This window comes from Glaciibacter kafniensis (genome assembly GCF_039538945.1).
In the GTDB taxonomy this organism is placed as follows: Bacteria; Actinomycetota; Actinomycetes; order Actinomycetales; family Microbacteriaceae; genus Cryobacterium; species Cryobacterium kafniensis.
Map to the genome: position 1 here is coordinate 1,427,266 of NZ_BAABCN010000002.1, position 17,334 is coordinate 1,444,599.

The 17,334-nt window shown below is 65.6% G+C and carries 16 protein-coding genes; 6 read left to right on the forward strand and 10 right to left on the reverse strand.

Annotation, left to right across the window (positions count from 1 at the left end):
• Positions 1 to 143: 143 nt before the first annotated feature.
• A complete protein-coding gene (locus ABD791_RS07180; RefSeq protein WP_345063926.1) occupies positions 144 to 944 on the reverse strand; it encodes a YflT domain-containing protein in 801 nt (266 codons plus the stop codon).
• Positions 945 to 1,000: 56 nt separating this feature from the next.
• On the opposite strand from ABD791_RS07180, the gene ABD791_RS07185 reads away from it, so the two are divergent.
• The 3 genes from ABD791_RS07185 to ABD791_RS07195 are packed head-to-tail and all read left to right on the forward strand — an operon-like array spanning position 1,001 to position 4,092.
• The gene (locus tag ABD791_RS07185) at positions 1,001 to 2,362 is read left to right on the forward strand and encodes a magnesium transporter MgtE N-terminal domain-containing protein (RefSeq protein WP_345063928.1); all 1,362 of its coding nucleotides are present in this window, start codon (positions 1,001 to 1,003) and stop codon (positions 2,360 to 2,362) included.
• Positions 2,349 to 2,948: a DUF1003 domain-containing protein gene (locus ABD791_RS07190; RefSeq protein WP_345063931.1), complete on the forward strand. Its 600-nt coding sequence runs from the start codon at positions 2,349 to 2,351 to the stop codon at positions 2,946 to 2,948. Before ABD791_RS07185 ends, ABD791_RS07190 begins: the two co-directional genes overlap by 14 nt.
• Positions 2,941 to 4,092, forward strand: coding sequence for a P-loop NTPase (locus ABD791_RS07195; protein ID WP_345063934.1), 1,152 nt, complete (start codon positions 2,941 to 2,943; stop codon positions 4,090 to 4,092). Before ABD791_RS07190 ends, ABD791_RS07195 begins: the two co-directional genes overlap by 8 nt.
• A 561-nt stretch (positions 4,093 to 4,653) precedes the next feature.
• On the opposite strand, the gene ABD791_RS07200 is transcribed toward ABD791_RS07195, so the two are convergent.
• From ABD791_RS07200 to ABD791_RS07210, 3 genes are all read right to left on the reverse strand, one after another.
• A complete protein-coding gene (locus ABD791_RS07200; protein WP_345063936.1) occupies positions 4,654 to 5,703 on the reverse strand; it encodes a CU044_5270 family protein in 1,050 nt (349 codons plus the stop codon).
• Positions 5,700 to 6,284 (reverse strand): RNA polymerase sigma factor, encoded by a 585-nt coding sequence (locus ABD791_RS07205; protein ID WP_345063939.1) that lies wholly within the window; start codon positions 6,282 to 6,284, stop codon positions 5,700 to 5,702. The genes ABD791_RS07200 and ABD791_RS07205 overlap by 4 nt, the downstream gene beginning before the upstream one ends.
• A 295-nt stretch (positions 6,285 to 6,579) precedes the next feature.
• Positions 6,580 to 6,984 carry a PPOX class F420-dependent oxidoreductase gene (locus ABD791_RS07210; protein ID WP_345063944.1) on the reverse strand — a complete coding sequence of 135 codons (405 nt, stop codon included), beginning with the start codon at positions 6,982 to 6,984 and terminating at the stop codon, positions 6,580 to 6,582.
• Positions 6,985 to 7,341: 357 nt separating this feature from the next.
• Here ABD791_RS07210 and ABD791_RS07215 point away from each other — a divergent pair, with 357 nt between their 5' ends.
• Complete coding sequence (locus ABD791_RS07215; RefSeq protein WP_345063947.1) at positions 7,342 to 7,827, forward strand: PGPGW domain-containing protein; 486 nt, start codon at positions 7,342 to 7,344, stop codon at positions 7,825 to 7,827.
• On the opposite strand, the gene ABD791_RS07220 is transcribed toward ABD791_RS07215, so the two are convergent.
• Positions 7,797 to 8,729 (reverse strand): cyclase family protein, encoded by a 933-nt coding sequence (locus tag ABD791_RS07220; RefSeq protein WP_345063950.1) that lies wholly within the window; start codon positions 8,727 to 8,729, stop codon positions 7,797 to 7,799. The two genes, ABD791_RS07215 and ABD791_RS07220, sit on opposite strands and share 31 nt — an antisense overlap.
• Before the next feature lie 145 nt (positions 8,730 to 8,874).
• Between ABD791_RS07220 and ABD791_RS07225 the strand changes: the two genes are divergently transcribed.
• Entirely contained in the window at positions 8,875 to 10,470 is a 1,596-nt protein-coding gene (locus ABD791_RS07225) for a succinic semialdehyde dehydrogenase (RefSeq protein ID WP_345063953.1), read from the forward strand.
• Between the two features lie 233 nt (positions 10,471 to 10,703).
• Here ABD791_RS07225 and ABD791_RS07230 read toward each other — a convergent pair whose 3' ends face one another.
• Both ABD791_RS07230 and ABD791_RS07235 read right to left on the reverse strand, forming a co-directional pair.
• Positions 10,704 to 13,229, reverse strand: coding sequence for a hypothetical protein (locus ABD791_RS07230; RefSeq protein ID WP_345063956.1), 2,526 nt, complete (start codon positions 13,227 to 13,229; stop codon positions 10,704 to 10,706).
• A 180-nt stretch (positions 13,230 to 13,409) separates the two neighbouring features.
• Positions 13,410 to 13,808, reverse strand: coding sequence for a twin-arginine translocase TatA/TatE family subunit (locus ABD791_RS07235; protein ID WP_345063958.1), 399 nt, complete (start codon positions 13,806 to 13,808; stop codon positions 13,410 to 13,412).
• 86 nt (positions 13,809 to 13,894) lie between these two features.
• Here ABD791_RS07235 and ABD791_RS07240 point away from each other — a divergent pair, with 86 nt between their 5' ends.
• Positions 13,895 to 14,527 (forward strand): O-methyltransferase, encoded by a 633-nt coding sequence (locus ABD791_RS07240; RefSeq protein WP_345063960.1) that lies wholly within the window; start codon positions 13,895 to 13,897, stop codon positions 14,525 to 14,527.
• A 227-nt stretch (positions 14,528 to 14,754) separates the two neighbouring features.
• Here the strand turns inward: ABD791_RS07240 and ABD791_RS07245 are convergent, their stop codons facing one another.
• The 3 genes from ABD791_RS07245 to dapE are packed head-to-tail and all read right to left on the reverse strand — an operon-like array spanning position 14,755 to position 17,312.
• Complete coding sequence (locus tag ABD791_RS07245; RefSeq protein ID WP_345063963.1) at positions 14,755 to 14,931, reverse strand: DUF3117 domain-containing protein; 177 nt, start codon at positions 14,929 to 14,931, stop codon at positions 14,755 to 14,757.
• 60 nt (positions 14,932 to 14,991) lie between these two features.
• Complete coding sequence (locus ABD791_RS07250) at positions 14,992 to 16,284, reverse strand: hypothetical protein (protein ID WP_345063966.1); 1,293 nt, start codon at positions 16,282 to 16,284, stop codon at positions 14,992 to 14,994.
• Positions 16,260 to 17,312: a succinyl-diaminopimelate desuccinylase gene (gene dapE, locus ABD791_RS07255; RefSeq protein WP_345064566.1), complete on the reverse strand. Its 1,053-nt coding sequence runs from the start codon at positions 17,310 to 17,312 to the stop codon at positions 16,260 to 16,262. The genes ABD791_RS07250 and dapE overlap by 25 nt, the downstream gene beginning before the upstream one ends.
• Positions 17,313 to 17,334 lie beyond the last annotated feature (22 nt).

The following is a 17,334-nucleotide window of genomic DNA, read 5'->3' on the forward strand; positions in this document are numbered from 1 at the left end:
TTACAACTGGTCCGTACCTCACGCCAATTGTTTCCGTTGCGTGACGCAGTGAACGCAACGAAAAACGCGCCCCGAGCGTGATTGCACGGGCAATCAGGCTCGGGGCGCGTATGCGGTGAATTCGCAGCAACGCCGGCAAATGGTTACGAGGAGGCGCCCGGAGCGGAGGGACCGGCGGGGGTGGTGCCCGACGGGGAGGTGCCGGATGCGCCGGCGTCGGTGCCGGTGCCGGTGCCGGCGTCGGTCTCGGTGTCGGTGCCGGCATCGGTACCAGAAGGAGTCGCGCCGGACGGATCGTTGCCCGCCTCGTCTGTCCCCGACGGAGCGGCGCCAGTGTCAGCGTCAGCATCCGGTTCAGCCGATTCCCCGTACGCGCCCTGCTGGTGGCTCGGGGCCACGAAGGCGCGCGGCGGGTCAGACGGATGCGGCACGGCAGCGGTCTCGCTTGATGCCTCGCCCTGCCCGGCGAGCACGTTGCGGGCGCGATTGACGAGGGCGTTCTCAACGATCACCTGATAGTTCGTGGCGATGACCTGCATCGTTGAGGTGAAGTCGCGTCGGCGGCGGTTCAGCGCGTAGCTGACCAGCCCGAACAGCATGCCGAAACCCGCGCCGATCAGCACGGCGGCAAAGACGAATGGCAGGCTGGACCCCGTCGGCGAGAAGATGAAGAAGAGCAGGCCGAAGAAGATTCCGAGCCAGGCGCCGGATGCCGCGCCGCCGAGCGCAACCCGTCCGTAGCTCAGCTTGCCGGTGACCCGCTCGACCGTCTTGAGGTCGTTGCCGACGATCGACAGCTGGCGCACCGGAAAGTCGGCTTTCGCCAACACATCGACGGCTGCTTGCGCCTCAGCGTACGTCGCATAGGTGGCCACGACCTCCCCCGTCGGCATGACAGGGGAAACGAGCGAACGTCGCGAACCGAATTGACCCATATTGCTCATATCGCCATTCTTCCATGGCCGCCGGAGTTCACTGGTGAGTGGCCTAGATTTGTACTGTGAGTGCCTCCAGAGTCTTCGTCGCCCGTTTGGCCGGTTGCACCGTTTTCGACCCCGCCGGAGATCGGGTTGGAAAGGTGCGCGATGTGCTTGTCGTGTACCGAAAAAGCGACCCGCCCCGAGTCGTCGGCCTCATCGTTGAGATTCCCGGCAAGCGTCGTGTCTTTCTGCCGATCGGCCGCGTCACCAGCATCGGCAGCGGCCAGATCATCACCACCGGTCTGATCAATGTGCGTCGGTTTGAGCAGCGCGGCGGAGAAGTGCGCGTGATCGCCGAGATGCTCGGCCGCAAGGTGCTCTTCAACGACGGCTCAGGCCAAGCGAGCGTCGAAGACGTCGCCATCGAAGAGACCGACCAGGGCGAGTGGGCCATCAGCCAGCTGTTCGTGCGCCGTCCGAAGACGGGTGCCTCGCCGTTCGCCAAGGGTGCGACGGTGTTCACGACCTGGGGTGAGGTGCGCGAAACCTCGACGGTGGGCGAGGCCCAGTCAGCCGAGCAGCTCATCGCCACCTATTCAGACCTGAAACCGGCCGACCTCGCCAATACGCTGCGCGACCTGCCGGAAGGGCGCATGTACGAGGTGGCCGGCGAGCTCTCCGATGACCGCCTCGCCGACGTGCTCGAGGAGATGCCGGAAACCGACCAGGTCGGCATCCTCGCCACTCTCGGCGACGCGCGTGCCGCCGATGTGCTCGACCACATGCAGCCCGACGATGCCGCCGACCTGATCGCGCAGTTGCCAGCGGGGCGCGGCGAGCAGTTGCTCGACCTGATGGAGCCCGAGGAGGCAGAAGACGTGCGTTTTCTGCTCTCCTACGCTCCCGACACCGCCGGCGGTCTGATGACCACCGAGCCGATCATCGTCTCTGCCGACGCGACAGTGGCCGAGGGACTCGCTCTCATTCGTCGCCACGATCTGGCGCCCGCTCTCGGCGCCGCGATCTGCGTGACGCTGCCGCCGTATGAAGCGCCGACCGGCCGCTTTCTCGGCATGGTTCACTTTCAGCGGATGCTGCGCTACCCGCCGCACGAACGGCTCGGCACGCTGCTCGACTCGGGTCTCGAGCCCGTGACCGCTGACACGTCGGCCGCCGAGGTTTCACGCATCCTGGCCAGCTACGATTTAGTGTCAGTGCCTGTCGTCGACGACAGCCATCGCCTCGTCGGGGTGGTGACAATTGATGACGTTCTCGACTATCTGCTCCCCGATGACTGGCGAAGTCAGGACGGCAACGACGACGTGAGACGTCGCGCTGCCGCACGCACGATGCTGGCCACCGGCAGCATCCCGCTTCCGGGCGGACAAGACGAGAAGGGCCCAGTTCCGGGCGGAAGTAGGAGTCGACGTGGCACGAGCTAACAAGTCAGACATCCGCCTCGACACGCCCAAGGGGCTGCGTCAGAGCGCATTTCCCACCCGGGGACCGGGCAGCGACAGGTTCGGCCGTTTCACCGAGTCGATCGCGCGCGGCATGGGAACCCCCTGGTTTCTCGTCGGCCTGACTCTCTTCGCCGTCGGCTGGATGCTCTGGAACACGCTGGCGCCCGTTGAATGGCGCTTCGACTCGATTGCCCTCGGCTTCATCGCGTTGACCCTCGTACTCTCGCTGCAGGCGTCGTATGCCGCGCCGATGATTCTGCTCGCGCAGAACCGTCAGGACGACCGCGACCGGGTGCAGATTGAGCAGGACCGCCAGCGGGCCGAGCGCAATCTCGCCGACACCGAGTATCTCGCCCGTGAGGTCGTCGCCCTGCGACTCGCGATCAAGGACATGGCGTCGAAAGACTTCATTCGGGCCGAACTGCGCAGCCTGATCGAACACCTCGATGAGCGCGATCAGGTTGCCCTGGCCGAGGCCGGCGAGGCGGCGGCTCCTTCCGCTGCCTCCGCTGCCTCCGCTGCCTCCGCTGCCTCCGCGCTGACGGAGCGTCCGACGGGTGTCTAACGAACGTGTGCTGGCCGCGCTGGCCGGCGTGATCGACCCCGAGATCCGCAAGCCGATCACCGATCTCGACATGGTGGCCGGTGTGAGCGAGGATGCCGCTGGTCACGTGACCGTCGGCATCCGCTTGACGATTGCCGGTTGCCCGGCGGCGACGCGCATCGAATCGGATGTGCTGAAGGCCGCCGAGTCGGTGGCGGGCGTCGGCAATGCCACCGTCGAGGTGTCGGTGATGACGCGCGAGCAGCGGCAGGCGCTGACCGAGAAGCTGCGCGGCGACAAGGCAGTGCGCAGCAATCCGTTCGGGCCCGCTTCGTTGACCCGCGTCTATGCGGTGACGAGCGGCAAGGGCGGCGTCGGCAAGTCGACGATCACCGCGAACCTCGCCGTCGCACTGGCCAAGCGTGGCCTGGCCGTCGGAATCATCGACGCGGATGTCTACGGGTTCTCGATTCCCGGACTGCTCGGGCTCGTTGACACGTCAGAGGGCGGCTCGAGGCTCTCGGTCAAACCGACACAGGTCGGCGACATGATTCTGCCGCCGGTCGCCCACGACGTGAAGGTCATCTCGATCGGGATGTTCATCGACGATGCCGCCGCGGCCGTCGCCTGGCGCGGGCCGATGCTGCACCGCACGATCACGCAGTTCTTGACGGATGTCTACTTCGGCGATCTCGACATCCTGTTGCTTGATCTGCCGCCCGGCACCGGCGACGTCGCCATCTCGGTCGGCCAGCTGCTCCCCCACGCCGATGTGCTCGTCGTGACGACCCCGCAGCCCGCCGCGGCCGATGTCGCGGAGCGCAGCGGGATCGTTGCGCAGCAGACCGGCCAGACGATTTATGGCGTGATCGAGAACATGTCGGGGCTGGCCCAGGCCGATGGTTCTGTGCTGGAGCTGTTCGGCTCGGGCGGGGGTGAGGAAGTCGCCCGGCGGCTCTCTGCCGGCCAGGACACCCCGGTGCCGCTGCTCGCGCAGGTGCCGCTCAGCGTGGCGCTGCGCACCGGCGGGGATGCGGGCACTCCCGTGGTGCTGGCCGATCCGGCCGATCCGGCTGCGATTGCGATCGAGGCGGTCGCTGCGCAGCTGGCAACTCGTTCGCGGGGCCTTGCCGGCCGCAGTCTGGGTATCAGTCCGCGCTTGTAGCGCATGCTGCGGCTCGAATCGCACCGCATCGCATTGCATCGCATCGCATCGCATCGCATCGCATCGCATCGCATCGCATCGCATCGCATCGCATCGCATCGCATCGCATCGCATCGCATCGCATCGCATCGCATCGCACGATAATGTTCAGCCCTGAGCACCTGCAACCTCCCCGGGGACCTGTATCGCCCCACAGCTGGATCTCGCCGTCGCTCGTCAGCGTCGGGGCGCGACATTGTCGGGCGCAATCTCCGGAACGCATCCGTTTCGTCGACCGTCCATTTGCTCTCACCGCCGATTCGACGGAGATTTCTGTCGACACCAGCGCAAACTCAAGGCTCTTTCTCCCGTACACCTGCCCACAGAGCAGAATCTCCGTCGAATGGGGGCAGCTCGTCGCTACGTTCCACGAGCGGAGAGTGGCGAGTGGCGAGTGTGGAGCGTGCTACGGACTGAGACCCGATTGCATGGTCGGCGTGCTCGACGAACCGGACAGACGTAATCAGCGGCCGGAGGAAAGTTCTCCTCCGACCGCCGACTCCAGTCATGCTCCGTCGTGCCCTATCCGGACGGCTTCTGCTCGCGGTAGGGACCGGCCGGCGCCTCGCCGACGACCGAGGTTTTCACCGCCGTCAGTGTGAGCACAGTGCCGGCGGGGAGAAGCCCCTCCGCTTCGACGAGTTGCGACCGCATTCCGATCAGCAACCCCGTGGTCGGATCGATGATGATCTGGTCTGTGTACGACCGCGACGGGTCTTTTCGGCTGATCGCCACTCCGGTGTGCCCGTCGAGATTCACCTCTGCGTCAGAGAGGTAGACACCCGGAACCTGAGCGATCGCTTTGTACATCGCCGCTCGGAGTGGAGCCGGCACCAAACCGTCTCTCAGCAGATCGGCGACTCTCACGAAGACTGCCTCATCTTTCGACGACGACCCCTGTGCATGCTCGTAGAGGTAGGTCAGAAGTGCGTCGGGATCGGTCGGAAGCGCGGCGAGTTCCGCACCAGAACGATCGCCGAACATGATGAATTTTCCCCCCTGGGCGTCGAAAAGTTTGACGTCCTCTCTTCCGGTCGCGCTCCAGAAGCTGTCGATGTCCGCTTGCGCTCTCTCGGCGTCACCGTAGATCTTTCCCGGTGACAACCACTGTCGTTCCAGAACCCAGTGGCCTGCGCGATCGTGAGGGACGTACATCACCACCCGCTGGCTGTCTTCATAGGCGTAGCCGTCGGAGAAGCTCATCGCCGCCTCGGTCGTTTCCACGGCGAGATACTCGCCAGGGCCCACGACGGGGTCGGCGGATGTGATGGTTGCCGCCGCTGCGCCCCGGAGAAACTCTGCCGCCTCGGCCGTGGCCGCGCGCGGGCCGAGCGCACCGGTCACGACCAGCGTGGTGGTCACTCCGACGACAGCAGCGGCAGCGATCAGGCCGACCCAGCGTCGTCGTTTCGCCCGTTTCGGCAAACGCTTCCGAGACGCGCGGGGCACGACATGCTGCACGATCGGGAATGCTTCTTCTGCGTCGATCCGGTCGAACAGTTGCTGCTGCATCCGTTCGAACGCTGCATCGTCAGGGATGAGTTCGCTGGACAGGTCGGTGTGCGTGTTCATTCGGAATCCTCCTCGTGTGCGAGTTCGTGTCGAAGCTGTGCGCGCGCTCTCGACAGCCGGTTGCGCACCGTCGCGTGGCTGACGCCGAGTTTCTTGGCCGCCTGTTCGTAGCTGAGATTGTTGACGAGACAGAGCTGCACGATCCGCTGTTCGAGCGGGCCGAGCCCGGCGATGATCTCGTCGAGCCGCGCGGTGAGCTGGCGTTCCGCAGCGGTCACATCGGCACCGACCGAGGTGTGGGAGTCGATCTCGTCGTTGAGAGAGATCGCGGCCTCACGGAAGCCTGCACGTCTCCGGTTCAATGATTGATAGCGGGTGGTTGCGATCAACCACGGCAGCGCGGAGCCGTCGATGAATCCGACGGATTCCCTCTTGCGCCAGAGCGTGAGGAAGGTATCGGACAGCACCTCCTCGGCATCCGCCTGATTGCGAACCACCGTGATCGCCACCGCGTAGACCACTCGACTGTGCCGCCGGAAGATCGTGGCGAATGCCCGGCGGTCGCCCTCCGCGCACTGCTCGATCAGCTCGTGGTCGGACGGCGGGCTGGCTGTGGCCTCCCTCACAGTTGCCAGATGCATATGTTCATCACGCCTTCCCCCTTGTTTGTGACCTTTCCAAATAATGTCGGGAATGCCGCATTCGTCTCAGAACTGGTTCACCCGCGGGAGATTCGGTGGCGGTCGGCGGCCACAGCGATTCGTTCGGGCTCTCCGGTTCGTTCGGTGCTGGGATTGGCGGATGCGCCGGAATCAAGTCGTCGAGCTTGACACTTCCGGTCGAGCTTGACCGGCACGCCAGGGAGTTTCGACCGCAAGCGTCAAAGTCGGCGGGGTTCGCACCCCCGCAATGAACGAATTGGTCTGACAGACCGGGCTAGCCCTCCGGCGCGACCGTAATGCGCACCACGACATTGAGCTTGTCGGTACCGCGCAGCTTGCTTGCCGCGCGAATGAGCAAGTGGGGCAGACCGTATTTCTTGCGCAGGCCTGACTCAGCTGCCGCGCGACTCGGGCTGTCCGTAAGGACTTCAGCGGTCGCCGCCAGTGCTACAGCGTCGGTGCCGATGCCGCCGCGCATGTCGCACGGGGTCAGCTCGACTCGCGGGTTGGCGAGAATCCGCTTGACCTTGCCCGATGTGCCTGCCGTGTTGACGAGCAGCCGGCCGTCGCCACTGCCGACGACCCACACCGGGGTGGACACCGGCTCATCGCTCTTTCGAAATGTCGTCAGCAGTACATATTGTGTGCCCGCGAGCGCAGAGATGACGTCGGCACTCATGTGGTCACCAATTCAAACGCTTCATAGTTCCAGCCTAGGGTGCGATGCGCGACCAAACACCATCCGGATGCCGCGGCGAGGCTGACGAGGTCGCCGGCGGTGCGCGGTGGCTCGTTCACGGTGATCGTCGGACCGAATGCCTGAGACATCGTCACGGCGGATCTGGTGCATGACGTCTTCGGCATGCCGTGCCGGGTGATCACTGACCCGGATGACGGCACGCCGATCGTGTTGCCGCGCAGCCTGGTCAGTGGGGGGGGTCGGTCAGATCCACGGGTGACCCGGTTCGGAGTGGCTCTGGGCTCGGAGTGACTCTGGGTTCGGCTCGACCACACCTCCGATGGGTACGATGACGGCATGCAGTCACCTCAGCGTTGGTCGTCAGGCTCAGAATCCGGCGAGCCGCCGGTCGATGGACAGCCGGTCGACGGACTACCGGTCGATGGACAGCCGGTCGATGGACAGCCGGTCACTGACCCCCCGCGGAAAGGCCCGGCCGCGCGGGCCTTCACGAACGTGCGCGCCGGTATCGGGCGCCATCCCACGGCAAATCGTGTCTACCGCACGACGGTCGGAGTCACCGGAGCCGGAACCGTCGTGCTCGGCGTTCTGCTGATTCCGCTGCCCGGTCCCGGTTCTCTGATCGCCCTCGGCGGACTGGCTCTACTCGGCACGGAGTTCAGCGGCGCCAAGAAGGTCAGCACGACCATGAACAAGGCGGCGAAGGCCGCGGTGAAGCGCGCCAAGGAGCACCGGGCGGCGAAGGCCGAGTCCGCACGTGCGGCTGAGTCGACGGACGGCTCCCCCGCGCGCTACCCCTCCTCGACCGGCACCGCCGCATAGGCCCGCACCGGGAAGGTGCCGAAGGCTTCGATCAGCGGCGGGGCGGCAGTGAACGTGGCACCGTATGGCGGCACATCCGCCAGTTTGGTGAGATGTTCGACAATCGGGATGCCCGCGGCGAGCAGTAGGCTGTGCGCCGGTCGCGTGCCGCCGCTGGTGTCGTCGATGTTGACGGAGTCGATGCCGACGAGCGCCGCATGGTGGTCGACGAGCCACTGGGCGCCCGCTTCGGTGAGGTACGGAGCATCGACGGCATAGCTCGGTCTGCCCCAGTCGCGGTCGCCCCCGGTGTGCAGGAGAACGGCGCAGCCGGTGACGTCGAAGGCTGCAAGGTGCCCGACGTCGACGGCCCGACTCCCACTGCCGCCAGCGCGCACGACACGCACGGGCAGATCCACGAGCCGGGTGAGGGACACACCGGCCAGATCCGCGCCGTCGGGATAGCGATGATAGGGGCTGTCGAGATAGGTACCCGTGTTGCCGACCATCGAAATGCGGTCGATCGCAAACTCGGTGCCCTCGGCATAGTGGTCTCGTGACGCCTCCCGCGTCAGGTGCGGAGAGGTTTCCGGAGCGGGAAGACCCGGATAGGTCGTCTCGCCCGCCCGGATGACATGGCTCAGCTCGACGAACCGTTTCTGCGCCGGCGTAGCCGTGTCCGCTGCCGCCTGCGCGCTGGGTCCCCCGCGGGTGCCCTTGTGCGGTTCGGCCACGACCTGAACATTGTGCAGCACGACCGACTCAGCCATCAGCAAACCGAGAGAGGCGACGAAAAGCGCGCCGATCTCATCCGTCGACACGTTCTGAGCGGGAACATCGACTCGAAATCCCTCCGCGCGGAGGCTGCCGCCGTTGGCGAAGGTCACCGTGGCGTCGAAACTGGCTCGGTATTGGGTCGTCATGCTGAAATCATGCCGAACACTCGGTGCGTGCACAATCGACTCGGTCGTCGAAATCCTGCCATTCTTTGCGTCGCTCATCCTGACGCCGTCCGTCGGGCACACACTCTCTGCCGCCCTGTGGGTCAGTTGACCTAGACTGACCGTCATGCCCGCCTCACTGCGCGAAAATACGCTGCCGGAACACACGCTGCCGCAACACCCGTTGCTGGAACACACGCTCACCTCCGAGCTCACCCGCGACGTCACTACCACGTCGGGCGAGACGGTGCCGGTCATCGCTCCGTTCACCGGAACACTGCTGCACGACCTGCCGACGAGCACGGTGACCGATGTGCGGGATGCCTACTCCCGCGCTCGTCTGGCCCAGATCGCCTGGGCGCGGGCCGGCTTTGCCCACCGCCGCGCGGTTCTCCTGCGTGCCCACGATCTGCTGCTGCAGCGCCGCGAGCTGTTTCTCGACACGCTGCAGGCCGAGACCGGCAAGACGCGCGGACAGGCCTTCGAGGAAGTCTTTCAGGCCGCATCCGTCACCCGCTTCAACGCCATTGCCGCGCACGGAGTGCTGCGCGGCGGCCGCCGTCGGGCCGGTATTCCGCTGGTCGTGACCACCCGCGTCCGCTACCGGCCGAAGGGCGTCGCCGGCGTGATCACGCCGTGGAACTACCCGTTCAGCCTCGCCGCGATGGACGTCATTCCCGCCCTCGCCGCCGGCTGCGGCGTCGTGCAGAAGGCCGACAACCAGGGCGCGCTATCGATCCTGGCTCTGCGCCGCGCGTTCATCGACGCCGGCGTGCCCGAACACCTCTGGGCGATCGTCACCGGCGATGGCGCCTCGATCGGCGGTGCCGTCACTCAGGATGCCGACTACATCTGCTTCACCGGGTCCACCGCGACCGGCAAGGTCGTTGCTGCGCAGGCTGCGACGACTCTGACCGGCGTCTCGCTCGAGCTCGGTGGCAAGAACCCGCTGATCATTCTCGATGACGTCAACCCGACGAAGGCGGCCGTCGACGCGACATCCGCCTGCTTCTCGTCGCTCGGCCAGCTCTGCGTCTCGATCGAGCGCATCTATGTCGAGCGTGGCGTTGCCGCCCGGTTTCTCGAGGAGTTCGTGGCGACGACGAAGAATCTCGCGATCGGCTCGGCGTTCGACTACACGGCGGATGTCGGTTCGCTCACCTCGCAGGCCCAGCTCGACCGGGTCACGGCTCACGTGAAGAACGCCGTCGACCAGGGTGCCACCGTGCAGGCCGGCGGCCGGGCCAGGCCAGATCTCGGACCATTCTTCTTCGAACCGACGATTCTCACCGGCGTCACCCCGGCAATGGATTGCTTTGCAGGGGAGACGTTCGGCCCCGTCGTGTCGGTCTCGATCGTCGACTCGGAGCAGGAGGCGATTCTCGCTGCCAACGACAGCAACTATGGCCTCAACGCCTCGGTGTTCTCCGGCTCGGCGCAGCGCGGCCTCCGCGTCGCGACCGCGCTCGAAGCCGGCAGTGTCAACGTGAACGAGGGCTATCGCGGGTCGTTCTCGTCGGTTGCCGCGCCCATGGGCGGGGTCAAGCAGTCGGGTCTCGGCCGCCGCAACGGCGCGGAGGGATTGCTGCGCTTCGTCGACGCCATCACCATCTCGCGTGCGACCGGCTTGCTGCAGCTTCCGCGACTCGGTCACGAGTTCGCGACGCTGGCCGGGCCGATGCTGCTGCTGGCCGGCGTGCTGAAGGCGGTTCGTCGGCGCTAGGCGGAGCTGTTGGATGCCCCTCGATCAGCGAAATGGCTCAGAGCCACTCAGCGTCAGTCGCCGGCGGCAACCGGCGTCGTCGGCAGCGATCGTTCGGTGAAGGTCACAAAACCGTCGAGTTCGCCGGGGCGACGCCGTCGAACGCGACATCCCGCTCGCTCGCTACTGTTGCACTCGAGGAGTGTGCAGATAAGTCTGCGGATTGTCGAGTTCGACGGCCTCATACAGGCTGACTATTCGGTGACGATGAGGTTTCCGGCCCACAGATAGGTTTCGGTGTAGCCGTCGATCACGCCCGTTACCCTGACGACAACGTTCTTGCCGACCAGGTCTGCGGTGAGCAGCAGGCTCGAGTCGGTTGCGCCCTCAATCATGTCGTAGCCGGCGAACCACTGGTAGCTGAAGACCGCCCCGGTCGTCCAGACACCCGGAGTCACCGTCAACGTGGAGCCAACCTTCGGCTCGCCCTCAACGATCGGATCAACCGTCGTCATGTGCTTCATCGCCACTGCTGATTCCAGAGTGGCGGTACCGTAGCCGGCGAGCGTACCGGTCACCTGGGCGGTGACACTCTTGTCGTTCATGTCGTCGCCCAGTGTGATGAAGCGATCGGTCTCGCCCTCAATCTGAACGCCGTCGGCGAACCACTCGTAGGTGAACGTCGTTCCGGGCGTCCACACGGGCACCGGCACGTACATACCGCGGTTCGCCCCGGAGTCACCCACGATGGTGGGCAGCTCGGTGCGCAGCGCCTTCACCGAATGCGTTGCCGTCACCGTCTCCGATTCAAAGCCGTCCTGCGCGCTCGTGACCCTGACCGAAATCGTGGCCTCGGCCTGTTCGCTGGCCAGTGTCACGGTGCGGGAGGTAGCGCCGTCAATCGCAACGTCATCCGAGTACCACTGGTACGTGAAGGTCGTGATGCCCTCGGCCCAGGTGCCCGGGTCGACGCTCAACGTTCCGCCGATCCTGGTGTCGCCCGAAATGGTGGGCGCCGCCGTCGCTTCGACGTTCCCAGTTGCCTGCGACGTCTCGGTGAAGGTGGTGTATCCGGTGCGGCTGCCGGTCACCTTGACCGTAAGAACCATGCCGGCGTACTTCGGGGCGATGACCAGTGTCTCGTTGCGAGCCCCGGCGATCCCGGCGTTGCCGGCGTACCACTGGTAGCTGAGCTTCGTGCCTGTGGTCCACTCACCCGGCGTCGCCGTCAGAGTCTCGCCGACCTTGACCCGCCCGGTGATGGTCGGCACGGATGTCTGCGCCGTCTTCACTGTGAGCGTCGCGTTCGCGCTCACCTGCGCGTAGCCATCCTGTGCACTCTCGAGCCGCACCGCAATGGTCTTCGAAAGCTGCGCTCCGGTCAGCGTCAGGGTGCTCGACGTCGCGTCCTCGATCGGAGTGCCGTTCGCGAACCAGGTGTAGTCAAAGGTCGAAACCCCGCTGGTCCATGCGCCTGGGGTGACCGAGAGCGTTGCGCCGACCTTGGTCTGACCCGTGATCGTGGGCGTAGCCGATGAGACCACCTTCACCGTTGCCTTCGAGGTCTGGGCGACGGTAGCGTAGCCCGTCTGCGAACCGGTGACCGTGACCGTCAACGCCGTTCCCCCATGCTCCTTGGCAATCACCAGAGTGGAGGTCGTTGCACCAGAAATCGCAACGTTGTCGGCAAACCACTGGTAGGCCAGGGTCGCACCCGTTGCCCAGGTGCCCGGTTCTGCCGTCAGAGTGGAGCCGAGAGCGACTTCTCCCGAAATGGTCGGAACCGTCGACGCCACGGGCTTCAACGCTGCGACCGCCGAAGTCGTCTTCGACGTTTCGGTGAACGTCGTGAATCCCGTCAGAGAACCCGTGACCTTCACCGTGATCGCCTGACCCGCCTGCTTGGTCGCAAGCACCAGGGTCGACTTCGTCGCACCGGCGATCGCATCCTTGCCCGCGTACCACTGGTACTTCAACGTTGTACCGGTCGTCCACAGGCCCGGTGCCGCGGTCAGCGTGCTGCCGACCTTGGCGGTTCCGCTGATCGTCGGCACGGATGTGCGTGCCGGCTTCACCGACGTCGTCGACTTCTCGGTCACCTTCGCGAACCCGGCCTGAGCACTGGCGACATTCACCCGGATCGTCTTGGCCGTCTGCGCGCTCTTCACGACGAACGTGCTCTTCGTCGCACCGGAGATCGCGGCACCGTTGGCGGTCCACGTGTAGGCCAGCTTCACGCCGCTGGTCCAGGTGCCCGGCTTCGCCGTGAGCGTCGCGCCGACTTTCGCCGTTCCGCTCACCGTCGGAATCGCGCTCTTCACGATCTTGCTGGTTGCCGCGGAGGCCGTCGTCGCCGAGGTGTATCCGGTCTTCTTTGCGGTCACTTTCACCGTGACGGCCTTACCCGCCTGCGATGAGGTGAGCAGCAGTCGGGATTTGGTGGCCCCGGAGATTTTCGAGCCGGATGCGTACCACTGGTAGCCGAGGGCCGCACCCTTCGTCATGGTCTTCACCGACGCCTGAAGAGTCGCCCCGACCTTCTGCGTGCCGGTGATGGTCGGAGCCGCCAGTGCCACCTTCGGTGCGGCGGCGAATGTGATGCTCTCGACGGCACCCGACGCCGACGCCGCGGCGACCGCCGCAACGTGCATCGGTGCGGCTGTCGCGGCCTGTGCCGGCGCGGCCGCAAGCAGAAGTGAAGCGGCTACAGCTGCCGAGGCCAGGATGGCCGTGACAGTGGCGTGTTTCGTGTGAGTGGCGTGTTTATGGACGCGACGCATTGTTCCCCCAGGGTGCAACCGAACGCGCGCCTCCGATTGAGGCGCATCTGATCGGAAAACTTCCAATATCAATGCACTATCGGCACGAGTCATCGATGCGTCATTCGTTCCGACTTTGCCCGTCGAGGCCGCTGCGAGGCGCGGCTGCTCCACGGCGCGTCTGAGTTGCGACGGAGTGGCTTAGGTCGCCTCAGAGTCGAACGGCGCCGGCTCCGAGGCCGCGAGGGCTGCGTCCTTGGCACGCTTGCGCTGCAGGTAGGCGCCCTCGGGGTTCGGGCTGCGAGTGATGACGGCGGCCTCGGTCGCCGCAGCGGTCACGGCCGGGTCATCCTCGGTCAACGCCTCACGGATGATGCGGCGCGGGTCATATTGACGCGGGTCGAGTTTCTTCCAGTCGAGGTCATCGAACTCGGGGCCCATCTCGTCGCGCATGCGATCTTTGGCGCCGTTGGCCATGTCGCGCAGGCTCCGCACCAGCCGAGCCAATTGGGCCGTATAGTGCGGTAACTTGTCTGGTCCGATCAGGAAGGCGGCGATGACCCCGATGATCAGCACCTTCTCGAACGTCAAACCAAACATGAGTTCAGAATAACCCGCGGCGAGGCCTCCCCGAACCATCGACCCGGCGGCAATAGGCTTGTCCCATACATCTACTGGAGTGCGACGTGTCTGAAAAAGAACTGAACTGGAAATTTTCCGACGACCTGGTCGTCGAATCCGATGCGGTGGCCCGCGCCAGGGCGCAGTCGCTGGAACTCGGAATCGACGCGATCTCACCCGCCGTCGGTGCGCAGACGGCAGTGCTTGCCGCAGCCACCGGCGCCATGAATATCCTCGAGGTCGGAACAGGTGCCGGCGTCTCGGGCATTTGGCTGCTCTCCGGCGCACCGGGCGCCACGCTCACCTCGATCGATACCGAGGTCGACCACCAGCAGCACGCTCGTGCGCATTTTCTCGATGCCGGCATCCCGGCCAAGCGCGTGCGCCTGATCACCGGCAAGGCCGCAGAAGTGCTGCCGCGCATGAACGAGAACTCCTACGACATCGTCTTCATCGACGCCGACCCGCAGTCAGTCATTGAGTACGTCGAGCACGGTTTGCGGCTCGCACGCCCGGGCGGAACTGTGCTCGTGGCCCACGCCCTGTGGCGTGGCCGGGTGTCCGACCCCGCGCAGCGTGATGATGTGGCGACCGGCTTCCGCACACTCGTGACTGAGATCGCGGCGTCGAACGCCGTCGTCAGCGCGCTCTCGCCCGTCGGCGATGGCCTGCTGCAGATCACCAAGATCCGCGCCTGATCCCCGACACGAAAAACGGCTGCGCGTCATCGTGCAGCCGTTTTTCGTGACTCGTGTGTGTCTTTCTGGTGAATTGTGTGAGTTCGCCGCGCCCGGGCACAAAAAAACGGCTGCGCATCCATCGCGCAGCCGTTTTTCGTGAATTGTGTGGCTATGAGTTCGCCGCGCCCGGGCACAAAAAAACGGCTGCGCATCCATCGCGCAGCCGTTTTTCGTGAATTGTGTGGCTAGGAGGCCGGGGTCACAACCCCAGCAAGTGCATCGTGAAGCTCCTTGGCCTCAGCGTCGTTCACAGAGACGACGAGTCGGCCTCCCCCCTCGAGCGGTACACGCACGATGATGAGACGCCCCTCCTTTACAGCCTCCATTGGCCCGTCTCCGGTCCGTGGCTTCATGGCCGCCATGAACTCCCCTTCCATTCGTGTTTGGTTCTATTATCGACCATCCCGGGCGCTAACCGATAATCACGGCGGTGTCCAGTCGGCTCCGTCGACACCCCAGGCGATGAGAAGCCAGCCCCACTGGCCTGCGATTCCGAGTACAACAAGCGAGATTCGATAGGCGAGGTTGCGGGGTACGGCGATCGCCCCGAGCAGCGGAAACATCGGCATGAGCAACCGGAACGTGCTCGACTGAGGAAAGAAGACGGCAAGCAGGTAGAGGGCGTAGCTCGCCACCCAGAAGCGCAGATCGACGCCGAGCCGGCGCACCGGCGGCGAGAACATGAACAGGGCGAACGCCAGAATGAGGGCCACCACCACGATGAAGCCGAGCGGCTCCCCCAGCCACCAGGCCCCGCTTTGAAACCAGGCCGTGAAGGGCACGAGCTCCTGGTAGCCGATGTAGGCCGAGCGCCAGGCGAGCTCCGTGTCGGTGTAGGCCGTCGGCGACCCGGTGACGGCCCAGGCCGCCACCAGCCAGGCCAGGCCCATCACCCCGCTGAAGACGGCGACGGATGCGGCGAGCATCCGTTCGCGCATGGGGAATGGGTCGCGTCGCCGCGTGACGAAACGGTAGATCACGTGCAGGCCGAGCGCCAGGGCGAAGGCGAGGCCGCTTGGCCGCGTCACCGCCATCACGGCGATCACCGGAAAGAGCAGGGCGTAGCGCCGGTCGAGCAGCAGCATCAACGCGAGCGTGAGCAAAAAGAGGTACATCGACTCGGCGTAGCCGAACTGCAGCAGCGGCGACAGCGGGGCGACGCAGAACAGCACCACCGAGAACAGGGCCGTCGATGCGGGCAGAACGCGCAGCATCAGCTTGTAGAACAGCAGCGCGGTGCCGAGGCTGAAGGCCAGCGATACGAACGCGGCGAGCGGAGCCCAGCCGAGCCCGGTGATCAACATCAGCAGGCGCACCAGCATCGGGTAGGCGGGCATGAATGCCCACGCGTTCTCGGCAATGTGGCCGGTTTCGGTGACGGGCAGCACCGACGGATACCCGGAGACGGCCACGATGTTGTACCAGAGGCCGTCCCACATGTTTGCGAATTGCGCGTAGCTGGGGTGCGCACTGGTCCACGGGTTGTCGCCCTGAACGCTGGCCAGAATGAGAATCAGGGTCGTCGTGACGATGCGAGACAACGCCCAGATCGCAATGACCTTGGCCCACCACGGAGTCAGCCGGTAGCGGGCGCGCCAGCGGGCCGGCAGGGCGGACGCCGCGGCCGAGGTCGCCGGCGAGCTCAGGGACGAGGTCACTGGCGAGGTCACTTCTTCGCGCACTGCCTCGGTCACCGGGTAGCGGCGGTCAGCCACGTACGCAGGCCACGCTCGCACTCGTCGATCTGGGCGATCGCCACTCGCTCGTCGTCGGCATGCGCTTTCGACGGGTCGCCTGGACCGTAGTTCACCGCGGGGATGCCCAGTGCGGAGAAACGCGCGACATCCGTCCAGCCGTATTTCGGTCGGGGCTCCGCACCGACGGCGGCCAGAAACTCGAGCGCCAGGGGCGCGTCGAGGCCCGGACGAGCGCCCTCTGACTCGTCGATGACGGTGACCTCGAAGCCGTCGAACAGCTCACGCAAGTGCTCGATGGCTTCCGCGGCGGTGCGGCTCGGCGCGAACCGGTAATTGACGTGCACCATCGCCTCGTCTGGAATCACATTGCCGGCAACCCCGCCGCTGATGCCGACCGCATTCAGACCCTCGCGATAGATGAGGCCCTCGACCTCGACCTCACGCGGCGTGTAGGCGGCCAGGATGTTCAGAACGGGCGCGATCTTGTGGATGGCGTTGTCGCCCATCCAGGCCCGTGCCGAGTGCGCCCGCAGCCCGAAGGCGCGCACCTCGACCCGGAGCGTGCCGTTGCATCCGCCTTCGACCTGGCTGTTGCTCGGTTCGCCGAGAATCGCGAAGTCACCGACGAAGAGGTCTGGCCGGTTGCGCGCGAGCCGGCCGAGACCGTTGAGCGACGAGTCGACCTCCTCGTTGTCGTACCACATCCAGGTCAGGTCGACGGTGGGGTCGCTCAGTTCGACGGCCAGTTTCAGCTGCACGGCGACGCCGGCCTTCATGTCGACGGTGCCACGGCCCCAGAGGTAGTCGACACCGTCGATGACCTCGGTACGGGTGGGCAGGTTGTTGTTCAGCGGCACGGTGTCGATGTGACCGGCGATCACCACCCGCTGAGCGCGGCCGAGGCTCGTGCGCGCGACGATCGTGTCACCGTCTCTGATCACCTCAAGGTGGTCGTAGCCGGTCAGGGCCTGCTCGATGAGATCGGCCAGGAGCGTCTCTTGGCCCGACACCGACTCGATGTCACAGAGCGCCCTGGTGATCTCCACCGATGAAGCGGTGAGGTCGAGG